Origin of the sequence: Curtobacterium sp. MCBD17_023, assembly GCF_003224415.1 — a bacterium.
Taxonomy (GTDB): Bacteria; Actinomycetota; Actinomycetes; order Actinomycetales; family Microbacteriaceae; genus Curtobacterium.
Map to the genome: position 1 here is coordinate 46,680 of NZ_QKLJ01000001.1, position 25,907 is coordinate 72,586.

Here is a 25,907-nt window from a genome sequence, read left to right on the forward strand (position 1 = left end):
CGGTCGGCGGGTCAGCGCGCGCGACGTCGGCGGAGCACCCGGAGCGTGAGCCCGAGCAGCAGCGCCAGCACGATCAACACGACGAGGAGTGCGGCGGCGACCTTCACGAGCAGGGCCGCGCCCACGAAGAGCACGACGAACACCACCCACACGAGGGCGTCCATCGCCCGGGCCGAGAAGCGTTCCACGCTGGAACGGTACCCGACGCGCCGGAGGCGGGACGGGCCTCCCGGCCGGGCAGGAGGCACGGGCCCGCTCCCGCAGACACGCCCGTCTGCGCGAGACGCCGCCGAGTGCGCGAGACGCCGCCGGAACCGGTGGCGTCTCACCGCTCCGGCGGTGTCTCGGGTGAGACACCGGCGTCTCGATGCGACACCGGCGTCTCCGAGAGACACCGGCTGTCCCGTTCCGATCCCGGCGTCCGCCCGGCGGCACGAGAGCGGGGCCGTGCGGCGCGCAAGCGCAGCCAGCACGGCCCCGTCCGTCGCGGATGCTGCCCCCACAGCGGCACCCGCGGTGTCGACGACCCTACTTGGTGGCGTCGACGTCCTTGGCGAGCGTCCCGAGGTAGAGCTCGATGACCTTCGGGTCGTCGGCGAGCTCCTTCCCGGTGCCCGAGTACGCGTTCCGCCCCTGGTCGAGGACGTAGCCGCGGTCGCAGATCTGCAGGCACCGGCGGGCGTTCTGCTCGACCATGATCACGGAGACGCCGGCCTTGTTGATGCGGCGGGTACGGATGAACGTCTCGTCCTGCCGCACCGGCGAGAGGCCGGCGGAGGGCTCGTCGAGCAGCAGCACCTTCGGGTCCATCATGAGCGCCCGCGCCATCGCGACCGACTGCCGCTCACCACCGGAGAGCGACCCGGCGCGCTGGCCCTTGCGCTGTCCGAGCACGGGGAACAGGTCGTAGATGACCTCGAGCCGCTCGGCGAACTTCTTCGGGCGCAGGTACAGCCCCATCTGCAGGTTCTCCTCGATGGAGAGCGAGGGGAAGACGTTGTTCGTCTGCGGGACGAAGCCGACCCCGGCCTGCACGAGCTTGTTCGCCTTGAGGTTCGTGATGTCCTCGCCCTGCAGCGTGACCGAGCCCTCGCGGATGTTCACGAGGCCGAACAGCGCCTTGAGGAGCGTCGACTTGCCGGCACCGTTCGGGCCGATGATGCCGATGAGCTCGCCCGGGTAGCAGACCAGGTCGCACCCGTTGAGGATGTTGACACCCGGCAGGTAGCCGGCGACGAGGTTGTCGGCACGCATGACCGGCTCGCGGTCCTGCACCGCGGTGGCGCCGCCGGTCGCGGCACGCGGGGTCGTGCTGCCCGGGGTGACGGCCACCGCTGCCGGCTCCGCACTGGAGGCCCGGTCCGCGCCGGTGCCGTTCGTCGCGTCCGTCATCGGGTCGCCTTCCCTTCGTCGGCGGCGTCCGCCGCGTCCTCTTCTGCGACCTCGTCGGCGAGTTCCTCGTAGGTCTCCTCGGTGAGGAGCGAGTCGTCACCGAGGTCGGTGTCGTGGTGGGCGCCGAGGTAGGCGTCGATCACGGCCTGGTCGTCCATGACGGTGGCGGCCGGGCCCTCGGCGACGACCTTGCCCTCGGCCATCACGACGACCCAGTCCGAGATGTGCCGGACCATGTGCATGTCGTGCTCGACGAAGAGCACCGTCATGCCGTCGTCGCGGAGGGACTGGATGTGCCCGAGCAGCGACTGCGTCAGCGCCGGGTTCACGCCGGCCATCGGCTCGTCGAGCATGATCATCGTCGGGTCGGACATGAGCGCGCGGGCCATCTCGAGGAGCTTCCGCTGGCCGCCCGAGAGCGATCCGGCGTAGTCGTCCTTCTTCTCGAGGAGCTTGAAGCGGGCGAGGAGGTCCTCGGCCTTCGCCGTGATCTCCTGCTCACGCTTCCGCCACAGCGGGCTGACCAGCGCGGCGAAGAAGTTCTCGCCCGGCTGGTCCTTCGCGCCGAGCAGCATGTTCTGCATCACGGTGAGGCGCGACAGCGCCTTCGTCAGCTGGAACGTGCGGACCATGCCGGCGCGGGCGACCTTCGCGGCCCCGGTGTTGCCGAGCGTCTTCCCGTTGAACTGCCAGCGGGCCTCCTTGCCGCTCGTCGGCTTGTCGAAGCCGGTGAGCAGGTTGAAGAAGGTGGTCTTGCCGGCGCCGTTCGGCCCGATGAGGGCCGTGATGGCACCGCGCTGCACCTCGAGGTGGTCCACGTCGACCGCGGTCATGCCACCGAAGCGGCGGCTGATGTTGTCGACCGTGAGGATGGCGTCCGGCTTCGGCGAACCGGGGGCGTGCTGCACCGTGGTGAGGGCGGTGGGGACGCCGGGCGTGGTTCCGGTGGGTTCAGACACTGAACGTCAGCTCCTTCTTGTTCCCCAGGAGTCCCTGTGGGCGGAAGACGATGAGGAGCATGAGCGCGACACCGACCAGCACGTAGGAGAACTGCTCGGCCTGCTGGGCGCTCATGATCGAGTTCGGGATGAAGTCACCCGCGAGCGTGCGGATGAAGAGACGGACGACGAAGAACAGGATCGCGCCGAGCACCGGTCCGAACACCGTCGCAGCGCCTCCGAGGATGAGCGCTGTCCAGATGAAGAAGGTCATCGAGCGGCCCATGGCGTCCGGCTGCACCGAACTCGGCAGGACGTAGATGACCCCGGCCAGGGCACCGAGCGCGCCACCGAAGACGAGCGCCTGCATCTTGTACGAGTAGACGTTCTTGCCGAGGGAGCGGACCGCGTCCTCGTCCTCGCGGATGGCCTTCACGACACGGCCCCACGGGCTGCGCATGAGCAGGAACAGCACGAGGGTGAACAGGGCGACCAGGCCCCAGCCGACGATGCGGATCCACCAGCCGTTGACGCCGTTGTTCGAGTACGTGAACCACAGGATGGTCGTGGTGCCGTCGGGAAGGAAGCTCAGCGCGTTGAACGGCTCGCGGTAGCTCGAGCCGGTGATGCCGTTCGAGCCGCCGGTGGTGTCGGTGAGCAGACTCGATCGGCCGACCATGCGGATGATCTCGGCACCGGAGATCGTCACGATCGCCAGGTAGTCCCCGCGCAACCGCAGGGTCGGGATGCCGAGGATGACCGCGAAGACGATCGCGATGGCCAGGGCGATGAGCACCGCGAGCCCGACGGGCAGGCCGTTCGAGATCGAGATCGCGAACCCGTAGGCGCCGAGCAGCAGGAACGCCGCCTGGCCCATGTTGACCAGGCCGGTGAGCCCGAAGTGCACGTTGAGGCCGATCGCCGCGAGCGCGAACGCCGCGGTCGTCGGCGCGAGGGCCTCCTGCGTCAGCGAGGTGAGCAGGGTGAGGATGTAGTCCATGCGGGTGCTCCCTTAGCCGATCCGCTCGGCACGGCCGAAGATGCCCTGCGGCCGGAACAGCAGGATGAGGATGAGGATGACGAGGGCGGTGGCGTACTTGAAGTCACCGGGCAGCACCAGGTTCGTGAGCTCCACGACGATGCCGATGATCATCGAGCCGACGAGCGCGCCGTAGGCCGTCCCGAGACCGCCGAGGGTCACCGAGGCGAACATGAGCAGCAGCAGCTGGAGACCGGTCTGCCAGTTCACGCCGTTCAGCACGAGGCCGAGCATCACACCGGACAGACCGGCGAGACCGGCGGCGAGCGTCCACACGAAGCGGATCACGCGGTCGACGTCGATGCCCGAGGCCGCGGCGAGCGCCGGGTTGTCGGACACCGCACGGGTGGCACGTCCGAAGCGCGTCTTCCCGAGGAACAGCCCCGTGCCGACGAGCACGACGAGCGCGATCCCCATCGCGACGTACGACTGCACCGTCAGCGTGATGCCGGCGAACGTCACCGTCTCCGGGTTGCCCTGCTGGATGCGGACGGTCGAGGCCCCGAAGAAGTACTGGAAGGCGTACTGGGCGGCGATCGAGAGACCGATCGTCACGATCATGAGCTGCGTGAGGCTGATCCGGCGCTTCCGCAGGGGCTTCCAGATGCCCGCGTCCTGCAGGTACCCGGTCGCGGCACAGAGCAGCACGGTCACCAGCCCGGCGAGCCAGATGTTCCATCCGAGCTGGTTCGCGAAGACGTAGGCGAGGAGGCCACCGAGGGTCACCTGCTCACCGTGGGAGAAGCTGGACAAGCCGGTCGTGCCGTAGATGAGCGACAGGCCGATCGAGGCGAGGGCGATGAGGAGTCCGAGCCGGATGCCGGAGGCGAACTGCTGCCAGAACCGTGCCGCGGTGACGCTCGTGGCGCCGGTGTCGGTGGTCGCGCCCTCCTGGTCGGAGAGCTGGAAGATCGTGCCGGCGTTGGCGTTCAGGTTGCCCTGCACGGTGCGCTCGGCGTCCTTCGCGTCGGTGAGGTACTGCCCCTTCGGCAGCGAGTCCTGGTCGACCTTGACCGTGTAGGACCCGGCCTCCGAGATGCTGACCGACCAGCGGCCGTCGGCGTTCGTCGTCGAGGACCCCGTGAACGAGCCGGGGCCGGTGACGTCGACGTCGACTCCCGCGGCGGGCTCCCGCTCCGAGTCGAGGATCGTGCCCTGGATGCAGCCGTTCGTCGTGCTGACCACGCAGGGCCCGGTGCTCGCCGGTGCGCTGCTGGCGGAGGGGCTGCTGGTCGCTGCGCCGGCGACGGGCGAGAGCACCACGTCGACGGCGAAGGTGGCCAGGAAGGCGAGGAAGAGCACGGCGGCGAGGACCAGGCGACGACGGCCTGGTGCCCCGCGGCGGAGTCGGCGCGCCAGCGCTGACCCCGGCGGAGTGATGGAACCCACGGATGAGCCTCTCGTTCGGATAGTCGAGGACCCTAGGGATTTTTTGTGTCCCCCGTGTTTCCGGCACGTTCCCTGCACAAATCGTGCCGCAACCGTGACCTTGCACAGGCGAGTCGATTTGCGTTCCCGCGGAGAAGCCGCCCGTCCGGCCGGTACAGCGACCGATCCCGCCCCCAGGAATGGCGCCTGCGTCGCGCGCGTTACCATGTCCCATCGAGAGCCCACCGGTGCGTTCCCGGTACTGACACCCGTTCACCTCGCCCACGAAGGGGACCCATGGACCAGCCGGATCCGTTCGGATTCATCGGACTCACGTACGACGACGTCATGCTCCTGCCGGGGCACACCGACGTCATCCCGAGCGAGGCGTCCACGACGTCCCGGCTCACCAAGCGGATCTCGGTCAACGTGCCGCTGCTCTCCGCGGCCATGGACACCGTCACCGAGTCCCGCATGGCCATCGCCATGGCGCGCCAGGGCGGCATCGGGATCCTGCACCGCAACATGTCCATCGAGGACCAGGCCGCCTACGTCGACAAGGTGAAGCGCTCCGAGTCGGGCATGATCACCAACCCGGTGACCACCAGCCCGGACGCCACCGTCGCCGACGTGGACGCGCTCTGCGGGCAGTTCCGCGTCTCCGGCCTGCCGGTCGTCGAGGCCGACGGCACGCTCGTGGGCATCATCACGAACCGGGACATGCGCTTCGTCGCACCGTTCGAGATGTCGAGCACGCTCGTGCGTGACGTCATGACGAAGGCCCCGCTCATCACGGCGCTCGAGGGCATCGACCCCGAAGAGGCGATCGCCATCTTCGCGCAGCACAAGATCGAGAAGCTGCCGCTGGTGGACGCCGACGGCAAGCTCCGCGGGCTCATCACCGTCAAGGACTTCGACAAGAGCGAGAAGTACCCGGACGCCACGAAGGACGAGGAGGGCCGACTGCGCGTCGGTGCCGCCATCGGCTTCTTCGGCGATGCCTGGCAGCGCGCCGAGGCCCTCCGCGACGCCGGGGTCGACGTGCTCGTCGTCGACACCGCGAACGGCGAGAGCGAAGGCGTGCTCGACATGGTCCGCCGCATCAAGGCCGACTCGTCGTTCGACGGCATCGACGTCATCGGCGGCAACGTCGCGACCCGTGCCGGTGCGCAGGCGCTCATCGACGCCGGTGTCGACGCCGTCAAGGTCGGCGTCGGCCCGGGCTCGATCTGCACCACCCGCGTGGTCGCCGGCGTCGGCGTGCCGCAGGTGACCGCCGTGTACGAGGCCTCCCTCGCCGCACGCGAGGCCGGCGTCCCGATCATCGCCGACGGCGGCCTGCAGTACTCGGGCGACATCGCGAAGGCCCTCGTCGCGGGCGCGGACACCGTCATGCTCGGCTCGCTCCTCGCCGGCACCGACGAGTCCCCGGGCGACCTGGTGTTCGTCGGCGGCAAGCAGTTCAAGGCGTACCGCGGGATGGGCTCCCTCGGGGCGCTGCAGACCCGCGGCAAGAAGACGTCGTACTCGAAGGACCGCTACTTCCAGGCGGACGTCCCCTCGGACGAGAAGCTCATCCCCGAGGGCATCGAGGGCCAGGTGCCCTACCGCGGCTCGGTCGGCAACGTCGTCTACCAGCTCGTCGGCGGGCTGCGGCAGTCGATGTTCTACGTCGGCGGCCGGACGATCCCCGAGCTGAAGGCCCGCGGCAAGTTCGTCCGCATCACCGCGGCCGGGCTGAAGGAGTCGCACCCGCACGACGTCCAGATGGTCGTCGAGGCGCCGAACTACCGCGGCTGACCCCGCGCGAGACGCCGCCAGGTGCATGAGACGCCGCCGGATCCGGCGGCGTCTCGTGCGTCCGGCGGCGTCGTGCGTTGACGGGGGCGTCGTACTCCCTCCTGCACAGTGACGGTCGGACTGGAGGCTCTCCACAACTCGGGCGGTCTGGCTCGGGACCGCAGGCGGGCTGCCGGATCGTCACCTGCATGCAGACCCACTCGTCGACGGTCCTCACCGGGTTGCCGTCGACCCTGACGGACCCGGTCCGACTGTTCCACGGCACCGCTGTCGAGCGTCGGGACTGGTCAGCGCTCGGCCCACTCGAGCGTCGACAGCTCGTCGTCCGTGCACGGGCCGCCGGCCTCCGGGCAGACGGGGTCGTGTCGCACCGATCCGCTGCCGCACTGTGGGGCTTGCCTGACCACGGGCGACCGGACTGGCGGCTCCACCTCATCGACACCCACGTGTCCAAGACGCACAGTGGCAGAGGAGTCATCCGTCACGTCGGACGCGTCACCGACGACGACGTCGTGGTGCTCGACGGTCTCCGGACGACCTCACTCCTGCGGACCGTCGTCGACCTGGCCCACACGTCGACCTTCGAGCACGCGGTGGTCGTCCTCGACCACGTGCTCCACGCCGGCCATCTCGACCGGGATGACCTGGCATCGGCGTTCACCGGTCGCCGGGGGCAGCGCGGGTCGCGGCGAGCGATGTCGGCCCTGGCGTTCGCCGATGCCGCAGCGGAGTCACCTGGCGAGTCGATCAGCCGCGTCACCGTCCGACGGCTCGGGGCTCCGTCGCCCGTCCTGCAGCAGGAGTTCGCCACGGACGGCGGGACGTTCCGGGTCGACTTCTGGTGGCCGGGGTCCGGCATCGTCGGCGAGTTCGACGGCCGGGTGAAGTACGACGACCGTGATGTGCTCTGGTCTGAGAAACGACGGGAGGACGCGCTGCGGCGCACCCACCGCGTCCGCGGGTTCGCGCGCTGGGGCATGGCCGAGGCCGAGGACCTGGCCCGCCTCGGCGCGGTCCTGGTCGCCGCGGGCCTGCCGCTTGGTCGGGGCTGGGCGCGCCGTGCGCCGTGAACCGCCGCGCCGCGTCCCACCCGTCCCGTCCCGCCCCGCCCTGCTCGCGAGACGCCCCCGTCATCACAGAACACCGCCGACCGCTCGAGACGCCGCCGAATTCAGCGGCGTTTCGGTGACGTGGCGGCGTCTCGGGGAGACGGGGGCGTTTGACGCGACTGACTACGCGCTCCGCCAGTCGTCCGACGTGATGTGGCTGCCGCCGTGCGGGCCCATCTGGAGCATGCCGCCGTCGACGGGGAGCGACACGCCGGTGATGTACGACGACGCGGGCGAGGCCAGGAACGCCACGGCGGCCGCGATCTCCCACGCGTTGCCCGGACGGCCGAGCGGCACCCCGGGACGGGAGATCGTGTGCGGGTCCTCGTCCTCGGCGCCGGTCATCCGGGTCGCGATCTCCCCCGGTGCGACGGCGTTCGCGGTGATGCCGTGCGACGCCAGCTCGATCGCGATCGTCTTGAGCAGGCCGCCGAGCCCGTGCTTCGCGGCGTCGTACGCGCTGGAGCCGTACCGCGGCTGGTGCTCGTGCACGCTCGTGATGCCGATGATCCGGCCGCCGGTGCCCTGCGCGACCATGCGACGAGCGGCTGCCTGGATCGTGACGAAGGCCCCGTCGAGGTCGGTCGCGACGGTGTGCCGCCACTGGTCGAGCGTCAGGTCGAGGAACGGAGCGTTGTCGCCCGTGCCCGCGTCGGCGACGATGACGTCGACCCCGCCGAGTTGGGACACGAGGCCGTCGATGACCGCGCCCGCCCGCTCGAGGTCGGTCACGTCGAGCTGCGCCACGTACGCCTGTCGCCCGGCGGCGCGGACCTCGGTAGCGGTCTCGTCGGCCCGGTCGGGCTCGGACAGGTAGGTGATCCCGACGTCCATGCCGGCGGCCGCCAGCGCGACCGCGGTGGCCTTGCCGATGCCCGACTCCGAGCCGGTGACGATGGCCCGCGTGGGCCGGAAGACGGTGGTGGAAGATGTGTCGCTCATGTCTGCGGAACGTACGCCGGGCCTCCAGGACGACCGTCCGGGACCACGGAGACCGTCCAGACGGACTCCTGATCAGGGGTTCCGGTGAGGCCGCTCAGAAGTGTCACGGGTATGTAACGAAACACCCAGGTGTGTACTTCCGTCACACGGGCGAAACACATCGACCCTAGTTTTCTCCTCAATCCCACGCGGAGACGCCGCGCTCGACCCGATGCGGTAGGGCCTCCGCGCAGAGAAAGGGTTCCACGGATGATCAGAACCACCCGCGCCACCACGGCGCTGGCACTGGCGGGAGCGGCAGCGGTGCTCCTCGTCGGCTGCTCCACCTCGAGCAACGCCGGTGACGGCGCGTCCGAGTCGGCCAAGGCCGGCGGCGCGAAGAAGGACCCGGCCGCGAGCTGCGAGGCCCCCTCGTCGCCCAGCACCGACCCGCTGAAGATCGGTACGATCCTGCCGCTGACCGGGTCGCTGGCCTACCTCAACCCGCCGGCCGAGTCCGGCGTCGGCCTCGCCGTCGAGGACATCAACGCCGCGGGTGGTGTGCTCGACGAGGACGTCACCATCGACCCCGCCACCGACTCCGGCGACAGCAACGACATGACCGTGTCGAGCTCCGCCGCGACGAAGCTCGTGGACGCGAAGGTCCCGGTCGTCATCGGTGCCGAGTCGTCCTCCGTCACGCTCAACGTGATCGACCAGCTCACGAGCAACTGCATGGTGCAGATCTCGCCGGCGAACACGGCGACCGACCTGTCCGGCTACTCGTCGCACTACTACCGCACCGCTCCGCCGGACTCCGTCCAGGGTTCCGCGCTGGGCCAGCTCGTCACGGGTGACGGCAACGCCAAGGTCGCGTTCCTCGTCTTCAACGACACGTACGGCACCGGCCTCCGCAACTCCGTCCAGGAGGCCGTCGAGTCCGCCGGTGGCCAGGTCGTCTACGGCGCCAAGGGCAAGGGGCAGGAGTTCCCGCCCGGACAGACCACGTTCTCGTCCGAGGTGACCGCGGCACTCGCGACCGAGCCCGACGCGATCGTCGTGCTGGCCTTCGACGAGACGAAGTCGATCATCCCCGAGCTCGTCTCGCAGGGGAACAAGGCGAAGATCTACATGTCCGACGGCAACACGGCGGACTACTCGAAGGACTTCGACAAGGGCACCCTCGAGGGCGCGCAGGGCACCATCCCCGGTGCCAGCCCGAAGGACGACCTGAAGAAGCGCCTCGTCGACTTCTACAAGAAGTCCTCGAACAAGGACCTCGCCGACTTCTCGTACGCGGCCGAGTCCTACGACGCCACCACCCTCGCCGCCCTCGCCGCGGTGAAGGGCAAGGGCACCGACTCCGGCACGATCCAGGCCAACATGGCTGCGGTCTCCGGGGCCGACGGCGGCACCGAGTGCTCGACGTTCAAGGACTGCAAGGACCTCCTCGACGACGGTGAGGACATCCACTACACCGGTCCGTCCGGCATCGGTCCGTTCGACTCCAAGAACGACCCGTCGAGCGCCTACATCGGCATCTACAAGTTCGACGGCGACAACAAGCCCGTGTACCAGAGCGCCATCCAGGGCTCGGTCTCGAAGTAACACCCGCCCGACCGACGGCCCCCGGGAGCAGCTGCTCCCGGGGGCCGTTCGCGTGCGCGGGGCATGCGGGCGGCTCGGCTGCGGGCGGGAGCGCGGAGACACCGGCGTCAGCACGTCACGCCGCCGAACGGTCGAGACGACGCGGAACAACGCGGCGTCTCGACATCGAAGCGGCGTCAGGGACAGACAGGCGCGTCCCGCAGGCGCGACTCGCTCGCCGGCCGGGAGGCCCGCCCCGCCCCCGCCGGCTCAGGCCGGCTCGGGTACGGCCTCGCGTCGCGCACCCCGCCGCGCAGCGGTGAACGAGTCGACGGTGAGCAGCACGAGCGCCGACCAGACGATCCCGAAGCCGATCCACCGCGCGACCGACATCGGCTCGTGCTGCACGAGCACCCCCACGAGCAGCTGCATCACGGGTGCGAGGTACTGCGTCAGCCCGAGGGTCGACAGGCTCACCCGACGGGCCGAGGACGCGAAGAGCAGGAGCGGCACCGCGGTCGCCGGCCCGGTGAGCACCGTGACGAGGGTGTGCACCCAGCCCTCGCTCGTGAACGTGACCCCGCCGCCGAGCCCGGTGACGCCGAGCACGACGAGCGCCCCCACCGCGAGCGGGAGCAACCACACGGTCTCGATCGTCAGCCCGCTGAGTGCGTCGACCGTGCCGCCCACGCGCTTCTTGACGAGACCGTACGTCCCGAACGAGAACGCCAGCGCCAGCGAGATCCACGGCATCCGTCCGTACCCGACCGCGATGACGACGACGGCCAGGACGCTGACGCCGACGGCGGTCCACTGCAGGGGTCGGAGGCGTTCGCGGAGGACCACCACGCCGAGCGCGATCGTGACGAGCGGGTTGATGAAGTAGCCGAGCGCCGCCTCGACGGTGTGCCCCGTGGTGGTCGCGAGCACGTACACGGTCCAGTTCACCAGGATGAGCCCGGCGGCGATGCCCATGATGCCCATCACCCGCGGCTGCACGAGCAGGGACCGGGTGCGCAGCCATGAGCGGGTCGCGAGGATGGCCACGGCGCAGAACACCAGGCCGAAGACGATCCGCCACGACACGATCTCGAACGCGCCCGCCGGGGCCATGGCCGCGAAGAGCAGGGGCATGAGTCCCCAGAGCCCGTACGCGACGAGGGCCTGCACCACGCCGACGGATGCCTCGCTGCGCGCCGGACGCGTGGGACTCGGTTCACTCACGGAACCATCCTAGGAAGGCGGACCGACGGACGCGGGCGCACCGGGCCTCCCGGTGGTCACCGCGTCCCCGGGACGACGAACGCCCCGCCGGCCAGGCCGACGGGGCGTTCGTGGAGCAGATGTCAGTTCTCGATGACCGCGAGGACGTCGCGGGCGGAGAGGACGAGGAGGTCCTCACCCGAGTACTTGACCTCGGTGCCGCCGTACTTCGAGTAGATGACCTTGTCGCCGACGGCGACGTCGAGCGGCACGCGGTTGCCGTTGTCGTCGATGCGACCCGGACCCACGGCGACGACCTCGCCCTCCTGGGGCTTCTCCTTCGCGGTGTCCGGGATGACCAGACCGGAAGCGGTGGTCTGCTCCGCCTCCACCTGGCGGATGACGATGCGATCTTCGAGCGGCTTGATGCTGACGGCCACGGTGACCTCTTCTTTCTCGGTACGTGTTCGGTACTGACGAAAACCGGGTTGGCACTTCCCTGGGGAGAGTGCCAACCCCAACTGTAGGACGTCACTGGCACTCGGTCAATCCGAGTGCCAGCGCGCCCCGCTCTGCCCGCACCTGGGAGGATCGGGGCATGGACGCCGCCGAACTGACCCAGCTGCTGACCCCGGCGGGGATGGACCTGCTCGACCGTACGCCCTCGGTCTCGGACGGCGGCGAGATCGTCCGGGTGGTGTCCCGCCTCCGGGCCGAGGGGCACGACCCCGCACTCGTCGCGGCGGTCCTCACCCAGGCGAAGCTCCGGCAGAAGGCCCGCGGCAAGTTCGGTGACTTCGCGGCGCGCATGCTCTTCACCGAGGCCGGGCTCGAACAGGCCACGCGGCTGCAGGTGGCCGCGCAGCACGCCGGACGCTTCGCCGCCGCCGGCCTGCAGCGGGTCGCGGACCTCGGCTGCGGGATCGGCGGGGACGCGCTCGCGATGGCGGCGCTCGACCTCGACGTCACCGCCGTCGACCGGGACGAGGTGACCGCGGCCGTCGCGACGCACAACCTCGCACCGTGGCCGAACGCCCGCGTCGAGCTCGGGGACGCCGCCACGTTCGACGTCAGCTCCGTGGACGGGGTCTGGATGGACCCGGCCCGGCGGACGAGCGGGCACTCGGACACCCGACGACTCGCCGACCCGGACGACTGGTCGCCCTCGCTCGACACCGTCTTCGCCGCCGCGACGACGACCCCGACCGGCGTGAAGCTCGGCCCGGGCATCGACCGCGACCTGATCCCCGACACCGCGGAGGCGCAGTGGACGTCCGTCGACCGCGAGGTCGTCGAGCTCGCCCTGTGGTTCGGTCCGCTCGCCCGTCCCGGAGTCCGACGGGCAGCGACCGTCATCGGTCCGCACGGCATCGCCGAACTCACGGGAGCCGCCGACGCCGAGGACGTCGAGGTCGGGCCTCTCGGTGCGTACCTCTACGAACCCGACGGCGCCGTCATCCGCGCCCGGCTCATCGGGGACCTGGCGCGGTCGATCGACGGCCGGATGCTCTCCGAGGGCATCGCCTACGTGACGAGTGACCGGGCGGTCGGGACACCGTTCGCGCAGGCGTTCCGCGTGCTCGACACGATGCCACTCGACGTCAAGCGGCTGGCGGCACGACTGGCGGCGGACGACATCGGGACCGTCGAGATCAAGAAGCGCGGAGTGGACGTGGACCCGGCCGAGTTCCGCAAGCGCCTGCGACTGCGCGGGCGGGGTCGCGTCACGCTCGTGCTCACCAGACTGGAGGGCCGCCACACCGCAGTCCTGTGCGAGCGCCTCACCGACGTGGCCGGCTGACCGGTCCGGGTGCTGCGCTGCGCTGCGCGACACACGACGACGGGGCACCGCCGTGGTGGCGGTGCCCCGTCGTCGTCCGGTGCGGTCGTCCTGCGGAGCCGCACGTCGAGCAGGTCAGGCGATGACGGCAGCCGTGCTGCTGGTGTCGTAGCCGTTGTAGTCGTCGTAGCCCCCGTAGTTCGGGTTCTGGGCGGCGAAGACCGCGAACAGGATGAACCCCACGACGCCGATCACGGCCAGCGCGGTGATGATCCAGCCGCCGATGATGCCGGCGAGGGCGAGGCCGCGCCCCTGCTCACCGGTGTGCTTGATGCGTCCGAGGGCGACGTGCCCCATGATCGCGCCGGCGGGGCTGGTCAGGATGGTGAGCGGCCCGAACAGGAGTCCGCCGAAGGCGAAGACGATCGACAGGATCGCGAGCACGCTCGTCTTCTGCTGCTGCCCGTAGGCGTACGGGCTCGAGGCCGCGTACGGGTTGTAGCCGGCCGCGGTTCCTTGCTGGGCGCCGTACGACTGCTGGCCGTACTGCTGCTGGCCGTGGGGCTGCTGGCCGTAGGGCGAATGGCTCGAGGCCTTCTGTCCGCCGTACTGGCCCTGGGACCCCGAGGGGTTCTGCCCGCCGTAGGGGTTCGACGCGCCGTACGGGTTCTGCGAGCCGTACTGGCCCTGCCCGGCCTGCTGCGAGCCGTACTGGTTCGAGCCGGCCTGCTGCGCGCCGTACTGGTTCTGCGAGCCGTACTGGTTCTGCGAGCCGTACTGGCCCGCCTGCGAGCCGTACGCCGCGTGCGACCCGGACTGGCCGGGCGTCGCGTACGGGCTCTGCTGCGCGCTGGTCGACTGCCCGGAGGAGGCCGCACGTCCGCTCGGGTCGCCCGCCGGGTCCGTGACACCCTGCGCTGCCGACCCCTGGCCGGAGGACGCGAACGGGTCGCGCGACGCCGGGTCGTGCCCGCGCTCCGGATCGGTCGACGCGGACGCCGCAGGCTGGCTCGACTCCTGACCCGACGCCTGGTCCGGCGTCTCGTCCGGCTTCGATCGGTCGTTCTGATCGGACACGTGTCACCCCTCCCGGTGGCCGGTCGACCACCGGCACCGATCCTCCCACACGGCTCCCTGCGTCGTTCAGGAGCGGGAGCGGCCCGGGCCGGCGCCCGTCAGACCTGGACCGTGGTGACCGGCAGGGTCGAGTCCGCCGCGATGCCGAGGTCGCTCGGGGCGTGCCCCTCGGTGACGAGCCGCGCACCGACGGCGGCGATCATCGCGCCGTTGTCGGTGCAGAGGTCGAACGGCGGGATCCGCAGTGCGACCCCGGCTGCAGCGCAGCGCTCCTCCGCCACCTGCCGCAGCCGCGCGTTCGCGACGACCCCGCCGCCGAGCAGCAGCCGCTCGACACCGGTGTCCCGGCAGGCGGCGAGCGCCTTGGTCAGCAGGACGTCGACGACGGCCTCGCGGAAGCTCGCGGCGACGTCGGCGACGGGGACCTCGCGACCCTCGTCACGGCAGCGCTCGACCCACCGAGCGACGGCGGTCTTCAGTCCGGAGAACGAGAAGTCGTAGCGGTGTGCCGCCATGTCCTTCGGCAGCGTCAGACCCCGGGGGAACCGGATGGCCGTCGGGTCGCCCTCGGCTGCCGCGCGGTCGATCTGGGGTCCGCCGGGGTACGGCAGGCCGAGGAGCCGGGCGACCTTGTCGAACGCCTCACCCGCGGCGTCGTCGATCGTCTCGCCGAGCAGTTCCACGTCGCCGACCAGGTCCCGGACGAGCAGGAGCGAGGTGTGGCCGCCCGAGACGAGCAACGCCACGGTCGGGAGTTCGATCTCGGAGCCGTCCGTGCGCAGGACGTCCGCGCCGACGTGCCCGACGAGGTGGTTCACGCCGTACAGCGGCTTGCCGGTCGCCACGGCGAGCGCCTTCGCCGCGCCGACACCGACCATGAGCGCGCCCGCGAGCCCCGGCCCGGCGGTGACGGCGACGGCGTCGAGCTCGTCGAGGGTGACCCCGGCCTGCTCGAGCGCCTGGTGCAGGGTCGGCGTCATCGCCTCGAGGTGCGCCCGTGCGGCGACCTCGGGCACGACGCCGCCGTAGCGGGCGTGCTCGTCCATGCTCGACGCGATGACGTTCGCGAGCAGGGTGGTCCCGCGCACGATGCCGACGCCGGTCTCGTCGCACGAGGTCTCGATGCCGAGCACCAGGGGTTCAGCCGCGGTCATCGAGCGCCTCCTGTCCGATCGGTCCGGGTCGAGTGGCGTCCGGCACGAGTTCGGCGCGCATCACCCACGCGTCGACGCCGTCGGGCTGGTAGTACCGCGGCCGGACGGCGATCTGCTCGAACCCGGCCGCCGTGTACATCGCCTGCGCCACGGGGTTGTCCGCGCGGACCTCGAGGAACACCTCGTGCACCCCGCGGCGACGTGCCTCGTCGAGGAGTTCCGTGAACAGCACCCGGCCGAGGCCCTTGCCGCGGTGCTCGGCCGCGACCGCGATGGTCTGCACGTCCGCGACCGGGTTGCCAGGCAGCGAGGACAGCCCGGCGTACCCGACGACCGTCGGTGCGGTGCCCTCGTCGATGGTCTCGATGACGACGTAGTACCCGTGCGGGGAGTGCAACTCACCGGACATCTGCGAGGCCGACCAGGCATCGGTCGGGAACGAGACCTGCTCGAGCCACATGACGTCGTCGAGGTCCTGCGGGTGCGCGCGACGGAGCCGCAGTCCGTCGGGCAGCACGGCGGTCACCGGGCCACCCGCTTCGGCGCTCCCGGCATCGTCACGTCGGGTTCGCGCAGGTAGACCGGGGTGTCGGCGGCCAGGGGTGCGCCGGAGGCGAGCCGGTCCGCGGCCAGCACCCCGAGCCTCCCGGCCGGGATGGTCGCGGCCGTCACGCGCCGCCATTCGACGGCCTCCGGACGGGAGGCCCGCAGCACGTCGTCCAGGTCCGCCGGCTTCGCGAGTCCCGGACCTGCGACGCGCGTGCCGTCGGCGTCGTAGGCGCTCCAGGCGACCTCGCGGCGGCGGGCGTCGGTGAGGACGACGAGCGGCCCGGGCTCCCCCGTCGCGACCGCGTCGTGACTGACGAGCGGGAGGAACGGGACGGCGCGTGCGGCTGCGAACGTGCGGGCGGCGGCGATCCCGACGCGGAGGCCGGTGAAGGGGCCGGGACCCATGCCGGCGACGACGCCCGTGACGGCTGACGGGCTGACCCCGGCGGCGCGCAGGACCTCGTCGAGGAACGGGCCGATCACCTCGGCGTGCCGACGGGTGTCGTCGGTCGCGCGCTCGGCGAGGACCTGCCCGGTCGTCGGGTCGACGACGGCGACGGAGGTCCCGGCGGAGGTGTCGATCGCGAGCAGCACCCGTCCATCGTAGGCGCGGTGCCGTGACGGGCCGTTCGTGCTGAGCGACGGTCCGCGGGGCGGCGGCCGCGAACACTGTCGCTCAGCGAGGACCGTCCACGACGGGCCCGCTCACAACCGCGGGTCCACCGCCTCCGACTCCATCGCCAGCACCCCGAACACGGGCTGGTGCACCCGCCACAGCGGCTCCCGCTCGACGAAGCGCGCGAGCGACTCGAGCCCGAGGGCGTACTCCCGCAGCGCCATCGACCGCTTGTGGCCGAGGTCCCGGTCCTTCAGGCGCGCCAGGTTCGCCGGTTCCGTGTACTCCGGCCCGTAGATGATCCGCAGGTACTCGCGGCCGCGGACCTTCACGCCCGGCTGCACGAGCCCCTTCGGCCCGGGCGTGAGGTTCGACTCCGGCTTCACGACGGCGCCCTCACCCCCGGCACCGGTCAGCTCCTGCCACCAGTCGACCCCGGCGGCGCGGGACACGTCGTCGTGTACGTCCACGAGCAGCGACCGCGTGGCACGGACGACACCGGGAGCGGCGGCGGCGAGGCGTCCCGCCACCTCCATGTGCCAGCCGTGCGGCCGGTCCTCGAACGTCCGCCCCTCGGCCGCGAGGACCTGGAAGGGCGCGAACCGCACGTCGTCGATCCCGGTCGCGGGCGCCGCGTAGCGCCGGTAGGACTCGGTGTACGCGGCGGCGTCGACCGCTCGCTGCTCCGTCCGGGCCAGCAGGTCCGTCACGTCCACGCCGGCGTCACGGGCCGCGGCGAGCGCCGACAGTGTCGCGGGGAACGCCCCGGCCGCCGCCGCACCGACCTCGGCGTACCAGTCGCGGATCATGCCCTCGGCCTTGACCGCCCACGGCAGCACCTCGCCGTCGAGGAGCACCCAGTCGGAGTCGAGCTCCGCCCACAGCCCGGTCGCATCGACCGCAGCGTCGACCCGGGACAGGAACGTCCCGGTGCCGGTCTCGTCGAAGAACGCCCGGCCGGTGCGCGTGGTCACGACTCCGCGCCAGCCCGCCGGGGCGTCGAAGCGCGCCGGGTCCCTGGTGAGGAGCACGGTGGCCCGGGAGCCCATGTGCTTCTCCTCCATCCGGACCGTGTCGACGCCCTGGCCCCGGTAGTACGCGTACGCCTCGTCCGGGTGCTCGAGGTGGTCGGAGCGTGCGGACGTCGCGACGGGGCTCATCGTCGGCGGCAGGTACGGGAGCCACCGCGGGTCGACCGCGAAGCGGCTCATGACTTCGAGCGCGCCGGCGGCGTTCTCGGCACGGATGCCGACCCGTCCGAGGTGCCGGGTCTCGACGACCTGCTTGCCGGTGACGTCCTCGATCGGGAGCAGCCCGGGGACGCGACGGGGCGAGGCGGGGGTGACGGCGGGCCTCCCGGCCGGACTGGAGGCTCGTCCGCCGTCCGTCCCGTCGGCCCCCGTCGCCGACGTGCGCAACGGCTCGAGCGGCTTGGCGGGTTCGTGGTGCACGCGCTCGGCGTCCACCTGGACGACCTCGCGCTCCGGGTAGCGGAGCGCGGAGAGCTTCCCGCCGAACACACACCCGGTGTCGAGGCACATCGTGTTGTTGATCCACTCGGCGTCCACGGTCGGCGTGTGACCGTAGAGGACCACGGCCCGGCCGCGGTAGTCGTCGGCCCACGGCAGCCGCACCGGCAGCCCGTACTCGTCGCTCTCACCGGTCGTGTCGCCGTACAGCGCGAAGGAGCGGACCCGTCCCGAGGCCCGGCCCTGGTACTGCTCCTTCAGGCCGGCGTGTGCCACGACCAGCTGGCCGTCGTCGAGCACGAGGTGCCCCACGAGGGCTCGACAGAACTCGCGGACCTCGGTGCGGAAGTCCTCCGGCTCCTCGGCGAGCTGCGCGAGCGTCTCGGCGAGGCCGTGACCGGTCTGCACCTTCCGGCCGTCGAGCGCGCGGACGAGCTTGTCCTCGTGGTTGCCCGGCACGGCGAGGGCGTGGCCGTTCCGCACCATGCCCATCACGAGCCGGAGGACGCCCGGGGTGTCCGGGCCGCGGTCGACGAGGTCACCGAGGAACACCGCTCGGCGGCCGTCGGGGTGGACGGCGTCGACGGGCCGCCCGGCATCGTCACGCACGAGCGACCAGCCGAGGCGTCCGAGGAGCGACTCGAGCTCGGACCGGCAGCCGTGCACGTCGCCGATGACGTCGAAGGGACCGTGCTCGTCCGTCCGGTCGTTGAGCAGCGGCTCGCGGACGATCGTCGCGGCGGCGATCTCGTCCTCCCCGTGCAGGACGTGCACGCGGCGGAAGCCCTCCTTGCCGAGCCCCTTCAGTCCGCGGCGGAGCTGCCCCTGCTGGCGGCGGACCACGTCCGCGCCGAACTCCCGGTCGGTGCGGGCCGCGTTGCGGGCGACGCACAGGGCCTCCGGGACGTCGAGCACGATCGCGACCGGCAGGACGTCGTGCTCACGAGCGAGCCGGACGAGGTCGCGGCGGAACTCCGGCTGCACGTTCGTGGCGTCGACCACGGTCAGCAGCCCCGCGCGGAGTCGCTGCGCGGCGACGTGCTTCAGCGCGTCGAACGCGGCGGGGGTCGCGGCCTGGTCGTTCTCGTCGTTCGACACGAGCCCCCGGAAGAAGTCACTCGACAGCGTCTCGAACCGGCCGAAGTGCTGCGCGGCGAACGTGGACTTGCCGGAGCCACTCGTCCCCACGAGCAGCACGAGGGACATGGTGGGGATCGGCAGGGCGGTCATGCGGTGCCTCCGGTCGCGGTGCTGGTGCTGGTCGTCGTCGTACGGCGGAACAGGGCGAGTTGCGTGGGCGGGCCCACCTCGGGGTCGTCGTCGCCGACGGGTCGGAACTCGACGGTGTACCCGTGCCGGTCGCCGACGGCCTGCCCCCACGCCCGGAACTCGGCGCGGGTCCACTCGAACCGGTGGTCGGGGTGCCGGAACTGCCCGGCCGCCAGGTGCTCGTAGCGGACGTTGTGCTCCGCGTTCGGCGTCGTGACGACGACGGCACCGGGCCGCGCGGCCTGGAACACCGAGGCCTCGAGGGCCGGCAGCCGCTCGGGGTCGACGTGTTCGACGACCTCCATGAGAACGACGGCGTCGAGCCCGGCGATCCGGTCGTCGGAGTACGTCACCGAGGACTGCAGCAACCGCACGCGCGCACGCTGCTCGTCGCTGACGTCGTCCAGCCGCAGCCGACGCTCGGCGCGGGCGAGTTCACGCGGTGCCACATCGGTGCCGATGACCGTCGTGAAGGAGCGGTCGGCGAACAGGTACCGGAGCAGCGCGCCCTCGCCGCAGCCGACGTCGGCGACCGTGCGGGCCCGGACGTCGGCGAGTGCCGTGAGCACCGCCTCGGCGCGGCGGCGGTACAACGGCGTCTCGGCGGGCACGTCGTCGACGTGGGGTGCGGTGCCGACAGGTTTCGTGCCTCCCGGCCCGTCGCCGCGGACACCGTCCTCGGCCCCGGCGTCGGCCCGCCCGCCGTCCGCGACCCCGGCGTCGAGGTCCGCGTCGACACCGAGGAGGCGCGTGGTCGCGTCGTCGACGAGTCCTCGCTGGTGCGCCAGCGAGCGGGTCGTGATGAGCTCGCGGAGCGGGTGGGCCGCGAGCCAGCCCTCGCCGCGGCGGAGGAGCATGCCGACCTCGTCGTCGCCGACCCAGTAGTGCTTCGCGTCGTCGAGGACCGGCAGCAGCACGGTCAGCTGCCGCAGCGCGTCGGCGAGCCGGACCTGTCCGCGGAGGCGGAGCCCGACCGTGGCGGCGTCGCCCCACTCGGGCCTGGTCTCGTCGAGCGGACGCCGGGCCTCCTCGACGGTCCACCCGAGCGGCGTGAACAACCGCGTCGCGAGCCCCGTCCCGTGCTCGTCGACCTCGCTCGGCACGCTGGTGAGGGCGAGTTCGAGGTCCATCGGCGCCGCGGCGCGCTCCGGCCGGGAGGCGCTCCGACCGCCCATGGCGCTCCGGAACACCTGCCCGATCGCGAGCGCGAGCATCGACGTCGACGCGTAGGGCCGATCGTTCACGTACCGCGAGAGGGCCTGCGCATCGGCGCCGTACCGCCTGCTGCGGGCGAGCGCGATCGCGTCGACCCCGAGGAGCAGGGCCGCGGTGCACGTGGTCGCCGTGTCCGCGGGGTAGAAGACGTGCGCCGTCCCCACGCTGAGGTCGAACGACTGCGCGCGCCCGGGGTGCTTGTGGAGCAGGTGCGAGAGGTCCGGCGCGGCCTCGCCCCGGGTGGTGATGGTCACGAGCATCCGTGGCCTCCGATCGTCGTCGTCCGGCGTCCTGCCGTCCGGCGGGGTCGAGGCCGGAGAGCGAGCCTAGTACGACGACATGGCGGACCGGGAGCACAGGCGGCACCAGCAGACTGGGACGTCGACCGACCAGCCACGTCCGGCACCGGTCGACCCGGACAGGAGGCCCGTGATGGTCGTGTACGACAGCCGACCGGTCCGACGTGTCCGCCAGGTCGTCGCCGACCTCCTCGTCCTCGTCGGTCTGGTCCTCGCCGTGGTGGTCGGCAGGGAGGTCGCCGGCTCGATCGAACGGCTCGCGTCCATCGGCACCCGGGTGCAGGACGAGGGCTCGGCGTTCCAGCGGCAGCTGTCGGCGACCGCACGGGCCCTCGCGGACATCCCCCTCGCCGGCGACGCCGTGAGTGCGCCCCTGCGGAGGGCGAGCGAGCACGCCGGCGCCGTGGCGGCCGCGGGAGCGCAGCAGCACGACACCGCCGTCCACCTGGCGCACCTCGTCGGCGGCGGCCTCACCGTCGTGTTCGTCGTGGTCCTGCTCCTCGTCTGGACGCGCACCCGTGGGCGGTTCGTCCGTACCGCGACGGCCGCGCGCCGAGTGGACCAGGGACCCGACGGTGCTGAGGTCCTGGCACTCCGGGCACTCGTCGGGCGCGATGCCGTGACCGCGCTCGGCCCCGGTGTCGTCGACCGGTGGCGGGGGCGGGACCCAGCGACGATCGCGGCCCTCGCCGACCTCGAGCGGCGCAGCTGCGGGCTGCGGAGCCGACCCGGTCGGCCCTGACCGATCGGTCTCTTGCCGAGCGCAGTGCTCGGCGGTACCGTTCCGGCATCGACGGAGGAGTCCCGATGTCCGCGCGCTTCGTGTACTGGATGAACGTCTCGCTCGACCTGCTCATCGAACGGGACCGCGGCGACCACAGCGGCCTCGAGGGGCCCGACTGGCTCCACATCGACGGCCCCCTGCACCGCGAGTTCAACGACCGTGCCCGCGCGATGACGATGTTCGTCGAGGGCCGCGTCGTCCGCGACATGATGGACCCGTTCTGGCCGGACGCCCGCGACGACGACTCGCTGCCGGAGTGGTTCCGCGAGTTCGGGCACATCTGGACGGACATCCCGAAGGTCCTGGTGTCGCGGACCAGGACGACGGCCGAGCACCACACCCGGGTCATCGGCGGTGATGACGCGATCGCACAGCTCGCGGCCCTGCGGCGGGAGTCCGAGGGGGACATCGCGGTCGGCGGCGCGACCCTCGCCACGCAGCTGCTCGCCGCGGGGCTCGTCGACGAGCTCCTGCTGTACACGCACCCCGCGGTCCTCGGCAGCGGTCGACCGCTCTTCGACGAGCCGGTCCCGGAGCCCCTGCTGCTCGACCTCCTCGAACAGCGCGCGTTCGACAACGGGGTCACCCTGCACCGGTACGCGGTCCGGGGAGCGTCCGCGTGACGACGGCCGTACTGCACGCCGCGGCGTCCTGTGTGTCCGATGCCGTGCCGTGCGACGACGGTGGCGCGACCGACGTGACAGGGCTGTTCGTCACCGTGGTCCTCGTCGTGTCGGCCCTGGTGCTGCTCGGCATCGTGCTGCTCGGCCGCCAGCGCCGCTGACGCGCCCTGCACCTCCACGACCCGGACGTCGGACCCGTCGGACCCGTCGGACCCGTCGGACCCGTCGGGCGAGGGTCGAGGGCGCTCGCGGCAGGTTCGGGTCTCCGCGACGAGCGCCCTCGCGCTACGACGCCGTCGGGTACGACGCGTGGTCACGACGAGGTCAGCCCGGGAACAGGGATCGGGCATCCGCGGCCAGGGTCCGCGGTGTAGCGCGGGCGACGCTACGCCGTCTGCGCTCGATACCCAAGCGTTTCGAGCGAGTTGGCCGATCTCCGCGTGCCCCGGACGGGAGGCCCGCCCGGCGTCACGGACGTCGGTGCGGTTCACGGGCCTCCCGTCCGGCGGACGCCGGAGACCCGCCGCGGACACCCGTCCCGGGGACGGGACGCGGGTCAGAGGGTGATGCCCTGCCAACGCGGGCCGCTGCCGGTGACGACGACGCGGCGCGGCTCGTCCGGGACGTCGTCGGGGTCGACGTCGTCCCCGGCCCCGACGGCACCGCCGGTCGCGCGGACGATCTCGACGTCGAGGACGCTGTCGCTGACCCCGTCGACCATGCCCCGGCCCCACTCGACGACGACGATCGAGCCGTCCCAGTCGAGGTCCAGGTCGTCGAGTTCCACCGGGTCGGACAGCCGGTACGCGTCGACGTGCACCAGGTCCGGTCCGGCGGTCGTCGGGTGGGTGCGCGCGAGCACGAACGTCGGACTCGACACCTGCCCCCGCGCCCCGAGTGCTGCGCCGAGGCCGCGGGTCATCGTGGTCTTGCCGGCGCCGAGCGGCCCGGTCAGCACGACGAGGTCACCGGCGCGCAGGACCGCCGCGAGCCGAGCGCCGAGCGCGCCCATCTGCTCCGTCGTGTCCACCGTGGTGTCGAGCAGGACGGTCACGCCCGCTCCCCGCGCAGGTAGGCGCCGACACGGCCCTCGGCCGAGTGCCCCTCGTGGACGCGCTGGACCCGGCTCCCGATCCGGCAGACGACCTCCTCGCCGATCGTGTCGATCGCGCTCGCCCACTCCAGGACGGTCATCTCGCCGTCCTCGCCGGTGCCGAACAGGGTCACCGGGTCGCCGACGCGGACGTCGTCGTCACCGACGTCGACCAGGAACTGGTCCATGGCGACCCGGCCGGCGATCGGGTACCGCGTGCCGTTGACCGCCACCTCGACGCGCCCCTGCGCCGCCCGCGCCACGCCGTCCGCGTAGCCGACCGGGACGAGCGCCAGGGTGGTCTCGGCGTCGGTGCGGTACGTGTAGTCGTAGGAGACGCCCGTGCCGGCGGGGACGCGCTTCGTCTTCGCGACGGAGCTCGTGACCGTCATGACCGGTGTCAGACCGAGATCGGCGGCGGTGACCCCGTCGGCGCCCGGGATGCCGAACAGGTTCGCCCCCATCCGGACCATGTCCTTCCGGAACTCCTTGCGCTCGAGCCCGGCGAGCGAGGCGGCGACGTGCTCCCACCGGATGTCGAGCCCGAGGTCCTCGGCCTGCTCCACCATCGCGTCGAAGTGCGCCACGGCCGCTGCGTCGTCCTCGTCGGACGACTCGGCCAGGTGCGTGTACGCCGCGACGACCTCGATGCGCCCGTCGCGCTGCGCGTCCCGGGCGGCCTCCACCAGCGCCGGCCAGGCGTCGGCGGTCGCGCCGTCCCGGTGCAGGCCGCTGTCGACGCCGAGGTGCACCCGGGCCGGTCGGTGGTCGACCGCGGCCACGATGCGCTGCAACTCGGCGACGTCCGAGACGCCGAGGTCGACGCCGGAGTCGACCGCGTCCCGGAAGTCCAGGCCGGGGTCGTGCTGCCACGTGAACAGCCGGACGTCCTCGCCGACGCCGATCGACCGGAGGCGCAGGGCAGCCGGGACCGTCAAGACCCCGATCCACCGGATGCCGGCGTCGACCGCGGTCAGGGCGATGGCCTCGAGCCCGTGGCCGTACGCGTCGGCCTTCATGACCGCCATCAGCTCGACGGGGTCCATCCACGAGCGGACGAGGTCCAGGTTGGCACGGTACGCGTCCAGGTCGATGACCGCGCGGCGGAGTGGTGCGCTCACGTCGTCCTCCGTTCCACGCTGCGGCCGACCCTGGCGACCACCTCGTAGTTGATCGTGCCGATCGCGTCGGCCCACTCCTCCACCGCCGGGTCGCCGTTCGCGGGGTCGCCCCAGACCACGACCTCGTCCCCGACGGAGACGTCGGCGTCCCCGATGTCGATGTGCATCGCGTTCATCGCGATCCGGCCCACGACCGGGAACCGACGGTCACCGATGCGGACGGACACGGCGCCCCCGGCACCGCGGTCGAACCCGTCCGCGTACCCGAGGCCGATCACGGCGAGCCGGGTGTCGTGCTCGGCACGCCACGTGTACCCGTACGAGACACCGTCACCCGCGGGCACGGGGACGATCCGGAGGACCGCGGCGGTCACCCGCATCGCGGGACGGAGTCCGAGGTCGGCCGAGGTGCGGTCCGGGAACGGGCTCAGCCCGTACAGCGCGAGTCCGACCCGGACCAGGTCGCGCCGGGTCTCCGGGAGCGCCAGACTGCCGGCGCTCGCGGCGAGGTGCACGACCTCCGGCCGGATCCCGACCGCCGCCAGACCGTCCAGTGCCCGCTGCAGAGCGGCGTCCTGGTCGAGGTCGTCCACGCGCGACGCGTTCGACAGGTGGGACATGACCCCCTCGATCCGGGTGCGGTCCCCACCGCGGGCCAGTGCCGCCGCGGTCGCGAAGAGATCGGGCCACTCCGACTCGACCGCGCCGTTGCGGCTCAGGCCGGTGTCCAGGACGAGGTGCACGGCCGGGACGTCGGCGTCGGCCGCGGTCGAGAGCTGCTCGACGCTCGACACCGCCGGGGTGATCCCGTACCGGGCCGCGCGGCGGAAGTCCTCGTCGGGGGCGTGCAGCCACGCGAGGATGCGGACGCCCTCGTCGATCCCCGCCTGCCGGAGCGTCACCGCCTCGTCGAGGTCGGCGACGCCGAGCCAGTCCGCGCCGGCGTCGACCAGTGCCCGGGCGACCTCGACGGCACCGTGGCCGTACCCGTCCGCCTTCACCACGCCGATGACGCCCGCCGGAGCGACCTGTTCCGCGACCGTCGCGTAGTTGGCGATGACAGCCTCCCGGTCGACGGTCACCCCCGTGAACGCGCTCACGCGGCCGCTCCTTCCGTTGCGGGCCGGTCCCGGCCCTCGATGACGACGAACGCCGTCGCGATCCCGCCGTCGTGGGACAGCGAGAGGTGCACGTGCGAGACGCCCCGGTCGTCAGCGACCCGCTGGGCGCCGGCGTGCAGCGTGAGCGACGGGTTGCGCTGGTCGTCCGCGACGACCTCGAGCTCACGCCAGCTCAGCCCGGCGCTCGACCCGAAGGCCTTCACGAGCGCCTCCTTCGCGGCGAACCGGGCGGCGAGCGACGCGATCGGACGCGGTTCGCCGTCGCGCAGCTGCTCGGCGTCGGTGAACAGCCGCGTCCGCATCGCGGGCGTCCGTGCGAGCACCCGCTCGAACCGTTCCAGGTCGACGACGTCGACCCCGATGCCGATGATCACGTCCGA

At 72.0% G+C, this 25,907-nt stretch carries 25 protein-coding genes; 7 read left to right on the forward strand and 18 right to left on the reverse strand.

All coding sequences use genetic code 11. From position 1 onward, the window contains the following. Positions 1-11: 11 nt before the first annotated feature. The 5 genes from DEI84_RS15530 to DEI84_RS00205 form a co-directional block, all read right to left on the reverse strand. Positions 12-188, reverse strand: coding sequence for a hypothetical protein (locus tag DEI84_RS15530; protein WP_181420291.1), 177 nt, complete (start codon positions 186-188; stop codon positions 12-14). Positions 189-528: 340 nt separating this feature from the next. Beyond that, positions 529-1,392: an ABC transporter ATP-binding protein gene (locus DEI84_RS00190; protein WP_110824196.1), complete on the reverse strand. Its 864-nt coding sequence runs from the start codon at positions 1,390-1,392 to the stop codon at positions 529-531. Continuing rightward, a complete protein-coding gene (locus DEI84_RS00195) occupies positions 1,389-2,351 on the reverse strand; it encodes an ABC transporter ATP-binding protein (RefSeq protein WP_110889251.1) in 963 nt (320 codons plus the stop codon). Before DEI84_RS00195 ends, DEI84_RS00190 begins: the two co-directional genes overlap by 4 nt. Then, positions 2,344-3,330 carry a branched-chain amino acid ABC transporter permease gene (locus DEI84_RS00200; RefSeq protein WP_110824198.1) on the reverse strand — a complete coding sequence of 329 codons (987 nt, stop codon included), beginning with the start codon at positions 3,328-3,330 and terminating at the stop codon, positions 2,344-2,346. Before DEI84_RS00200 ends, DEI84_RS00195 begins: the two co-directional genes overlap by 8 nt. A gap of 12 nt (positions 3,331-3,342) precedes the next feature. After that, the gene (locus DEI84_RS00205) at positions 3,343-4,671 is read right to left on the reverse strand and encodes a branched-chain amino acid ABC transporter permease (RefSeq protein WP_110889252.1); all 1,329 of its coding nucleotides are present in this window, start codon (positions 4,669-4,671) and stop codon (positions 3,343-3,345) included. Positions 4,672-5,034: 363 nt separating this feature from the next. Between DEI84_RS00205 and guaB the strand changes: the two genes are divergently transcribed. Further along, on the forward strand, positions 5,035-6,537 hold the full coding sequence (guaB, locus tag DEI84_RS00210) for an IMP dehydrogenase (protein WP_110824200.1): 1,503 nt from the start codon (positions 5,035-5,037) through the stop codon (positions 6,535-6,537). A 188-nt stretch (positions 6,538-6,725) separates the two neighbouring features. Beyond that, the gene (locus tag DEI84_RS00215) at positions 6,726-7,607 is read left to right on the forward strand and encodes a hypothetical protein (RefSeq protein WP_110889253.1); all 882 of its coding nucleotides are present in this window, start codon (positions 6,726-6,728) and stop codon (positions 7,605-7,607) included. A gap of 162 nt (positions 7,608-7,769) precedes the next feature. Here DEI84_RS00215 and DEI84_RS00220 read toward each other — a convergent pair whose 3' ends face one another. Next, on the reverse strand, positions 7,770-8,588 hold the full coding sequence (locus DEI84_RS00220; RefSeq protein WP_110889254.1) for an SDR family oxidoreductase: 819 nt from the start codon (positions 8,586-8,588) through the stop codon (positions 7,770-7,772). A gap of 249 nt (positions 8,589-8,837) precedes the next feature. Between DEI84_RS00220 and DEI84_RS00225 the strand changes: the two genes are divergently transcribed. Further along, positions 8,838-10,175, forward strand: a complete 1,338-nt coding sequence (locus tag DEI84_RS00225; RefSeq protein ID WP_110824202.1) for an ABC transporter substrate-binding protein — start codon at positions 8,838-8,840, stop codon at positions 10,173-10,175. Positions 10,176-10,424: 249 nt separating this feature from the next. Here the strand turns inward: DEI84_RS00225 and rarD are convergent, their stop codons facing one another. Both rarD and groES read right to left on the reverse strand, forming a co-directional pair. After that, positions 10,425-11,378 carry an EamA family transporter RarD gene (gene rarD, locus DEI84_RS00230; RefSeq protein ID WP_110889255.1) on the reverse strand — a complete coding sequence of 318 codons (954 nt, stop codon included), beginning with the start codon at positions 11,376-11,378 and terminating at the stop codon, positions 10,425-10,427. Positions 11,379-11,500: 122 nt separating this feature from the next. Continuing rightward, positions 11,501-11,797 carry a co-chaperone GroES gene (groES, locus tag DEI84_RS00235; RefSeq protein WP_110824204.1) on the reverse strand — a complete coding sequence of 99 codons (297 nt, stop codon included), beginning with the start codon at positions 11,795-11,797 and terminating at the stop codon, positions 11,501-11,503. Positions 11,798-11,955: 158 nt separating this feature from the next. Here groES and DEI84_RS00240 point away from each other — a divergent pair, with 158 nt between their 5' ends. Continuing rightward, positions 11,956-13,158, forward strand: coding sequence for a class I SAM-dependent methyltransferase (locus tag DEI84_RS00240; protein WP_110889256.1), 1,203 nt, complete (start codon positions 11,956-11,958; stop codon positions 13,156-13,158). A gap of 114 nt (positions 13,159-13,272) precedes the next feature. On the opposite strand, the gene DEI84_RS00245 is transcribed toward DEI84_RS00240, so the two are convergent. The 6 genes from DEI84_RS00245 to DEI84_RS00270 form a co-directional block, all read right to left on the reverse strand. Next, entirely contained in the window at positions 13,273-14,214 is a 942-nt protein-coding gene (locus tag DEI84_RS00245) for a DUF4190 domain-containing protein (RefSeq protein ID WP_110889257.1), read from the reverse strand. Between the two features lie 98 nt (positions 14,215-14,312). Next, positions 14,313-15,368, reverse strand: coding sequence for a tRNA (adenosine(37)-N6)-threonylcarbamoyltransferase complex transferase subunit TsaD (gene tsaD, locus DEI84_RS00250; RefSeq protein WP_110889258.1), 1,056 nt, complete (start codon positions 15,366-15,368; stop codon positions 14,313-14,315). Continuing rightward, on the reverse strand, positions 15,355-15,894 hold the full coding sequence (gene rimI / locus DEI84_RS00255; protein ID WP_258371623.1) for a ribosomal protein S18-alanine N-acetyltransferase: 540 nt from the start codon (positions 15,892-15,894) through the stop codon (positions 15,355-15,357). Before rimI ends, tsaD begins: the two co-directional genes overlap by 14 nt. Continuing rightward, positions 15,891-16,511 (reverse strand): tRNA (adenosine(37)-N6)-threonylcarbamoyltransferase complex dimerization subunit type 1 TsaB, encoded by a 621-nt coding sequence (gene tsaB, locus DEI84_RS00260; RefSeq protein ID WP_110889259.1) that lies wholly within the window; start codon positions 16,509-16,511, stop codon positions 15,891-15,893. Before tsaB ends, rimI begins: the two co-directional genes overlap by 4 nt. Positions 16,512-16,622: 111 nt before the next feature. Continuing rightward, entirely contained in the window at positions 16,623-19,232 is a 2,610-nt protein-coding gene (locus tag DEI84_RS00265) for a polynucleotide kinase-phosphatase (RefSeq protein WP_181420292.1), read from the reverse strand. Then, entirely contained in the window at positions 19,229-20,746 is a 1,518-nt protein-coding gene (locus DEI84_RS00270; protein WP_110889260.1) for a 3' terminal RNA ribose 2'-O-methyltransferase Hen1, read from the reverse strand. The genes DEI84_RS00265 and DEI84_RS00270 overlap by 4 nt, the downstream gene beginning before the upstream one ends. Positions 20,747-20,918: 172 nt before the next feature. On the opposite strand from DEI84_RS00270, the gene DEI84_RS00275 reads away from it, so the two are divergent. The 3 genes from DEI84_RS00275 (at position 20,919) to DEI84_RS15535 (ending at position 22,353) form a co-directional block, all read left to right on the forward strand. Further along, positions 20,919-21,527, forward strand: coding sequence for a hypothetical protein (locus tag DEI84_RS00275; RefSeq protein WP_110889261.1), 609 nt, complete (start codon positions 20,919-20,921; stop codon positions 21,525-21,527). A gap of 65 nt (positions 21,528-21,592) precedes the next feature. Next, a complete protein-coding gene (locus DEI84_RS00280) occupies positions 21,593-22,192 on the forward strand; it encodes a dihydrofolate reductase family protein (protein ID WP_110889262.1) in 600 nt (199 codons plus the stop codon). Then, positions 22,189-22,353: a hypothetical protein gene (locus DEI84_RS15535; protein ID WP_181419461.1), complete on the forward strand. Its 165-nt coding sequence runs from the start codon at positions 22,189-22,191 to the stop codon at positions 22,351-22,353. Before DEI84_RS00280 ends, DEI84_RS15535 begins: the two co-directional genes overlap by 4 nt. Before the next feature lie 395 nt (positions 22,354-22,748). On the opposite strand, the gene tsaE is transcribed toward DEI84_RS15535, so the two are convergent. Genes tsaE through DEI84_RS00300 form a run of 4 tightly spaced genes read right to left on the reverse strand, consistent with a single transcriptional unit; the run spans position 22,749 to position 25,901 of the window. Then, positions 22,749-23,204, reverse strand: a complete 456-nt coding sequence (tsaE, locus tag DEI84_RS00285; protein ID WP_110889553.1) for a tRNA (adenosine(37)-N6)-threonylcarbamoyltransferase complex ATPase subunit type 1 TsaE — start codon at positions 23,202-23,204, stop codon at positions 22,749-22,751. Positions 23,205-23,242: 38 nt separating this feature from the next. Continuing rightward, the gene (gene alr, locus DEI84_RS00290) at positions 23,243-24,406 is read right to left on the reverse strand and encodes an alanine racemase (protein WP_181420293.1); all 1,164 of its coding nucleotides are present in this window, start codon (positions 24,404-24,406) and stop codon (positions 23,243-23,245) included. Next, positions 24,403-25,506 carry an alanine racemase gene (alr, locus tag DEI84_RS00295; protein WP_110889264.1) on the reverse strand — a complete coding sequence of 368 codons (1,104 nt, stop codon included), beginning with the start codon at positions 25,504-25,506 and terminating at the stop codon, positions 24,403-24,405. Before alr (DEI84_RS00295) ends, alr (DEI84_RS00290) begins: the two co-directional genes overlap by 4 nt. Beyond that, positions 25,503-25,901, reverse strand: a complete 399-nt coding sequence (locus DEI84_RS00300) for a holo-ACP synthase (RefSeq protein WP_110824215.1) — start codon at positions 25,899-25,901, stop codon at positions 25,503-25,505. The genes alr (DEI84_RS00295) and DEI84_RS00300 overlap by 4 nt, the downstream gene beginning before the upstream one ends. Positions 25,902-25,907 lie beyond the last annotated feature (6 nt).

Excerpts from the sequence above, each read along its gene's own strand:
- DEI84_RS00190 (WP_110824196.1), bottom strand. The coding sequence starts at position 1,392 with ATGACGGACGCGACGAACGGCACCGGCGCGGACCGGGCCTCCAGTGCG.
- DEI84_RS00200 (WP_110824198.1), bottom strand. The coding sequence starts at position 3,330 with ATGGACTACATCCTCACCCTGCTCACCTCGCTGACGCAGGAGGCCCTC.
- guaB (WP_110824200.1), top strand. The coding sequence starts at position 5,035 with ATGGACCAGCCGGATCCGTTCGGATTCATCGGACTCACGTACGACGAC.
- DEI84_RS00215 (WP_110889253.1), top strand. The coding sequence starts at position 6,726 with ATGCAGACCCACTCGTCGACGGTCCTCACCGGGTTGCCGTCGACCCTG.
- DEI84_RS00220 (WP_110889254.1), bottom strand. The coding sequence starts at position 8,588 with ATGAGCGACACATCTTCCACCACCGTCTTCCGGCCCACGCGGGCCATC.
- DEI84_RS00225 (WP_110824202.1), top strand. The coding sequence starts at position 8,838 with ATGATCAGAACCACCCGCGCCACCACGGCGCTGGCACTGGCGGGAGCG.
- DEI84_RS00240 (WP_110889256.1), top strand. The coding sequence starts at position 11,956 with ATGGACGCCGCCGAACTGACCCAGCTGCTGACCCCGGCGGGGATGGAC.
- tsaD (WP_110889258.1), bottom strand. The coding sequence starts at position 15,368 with ATGACCGCGGCTGAACCCCTGGTGCTCGGCATCGAGACCTCGTGCGAC.
- DEI84_RS00265 (WP_181420292.1), bottom strand. The coding sequence starts at position 19,232 with ATGACCGCCCTGCCGATCCCCACCATGTCCCTCGTGCTGCTCGTGGGG.
- DEI84_RS00270 (WP_110889260.1), bottom strand. The coding sequence starts at position 20,746 with ATGCTCGTGACCATCACCACCCGGGGCGAGGCCGCGCCGGACCTCTCG.
- DEI84_RS00275 (WP_110889261.1), top strand. The coding sequence starts at position 20,919 with ATGGTCGTGTACGACAGCCGACCGGTCCGACGTGTCCGCCAGGTCGTC.
- DEI84_RS00280 (WP_110889262.1), top strand. The coding sequence starts at position 21,593 with ATGTCCGCGCGCTTCGTGTACTGGATGAACGTCTCGCTCGACCTGCTC.
- tsaE (WP_110889553.1), bottom strand. The coding sequence starts at position 23,204 with ATGGGCGCGCTCGGCGCTCGGCTCGCGGCGGTCCTGCGCGCCGGTGAC.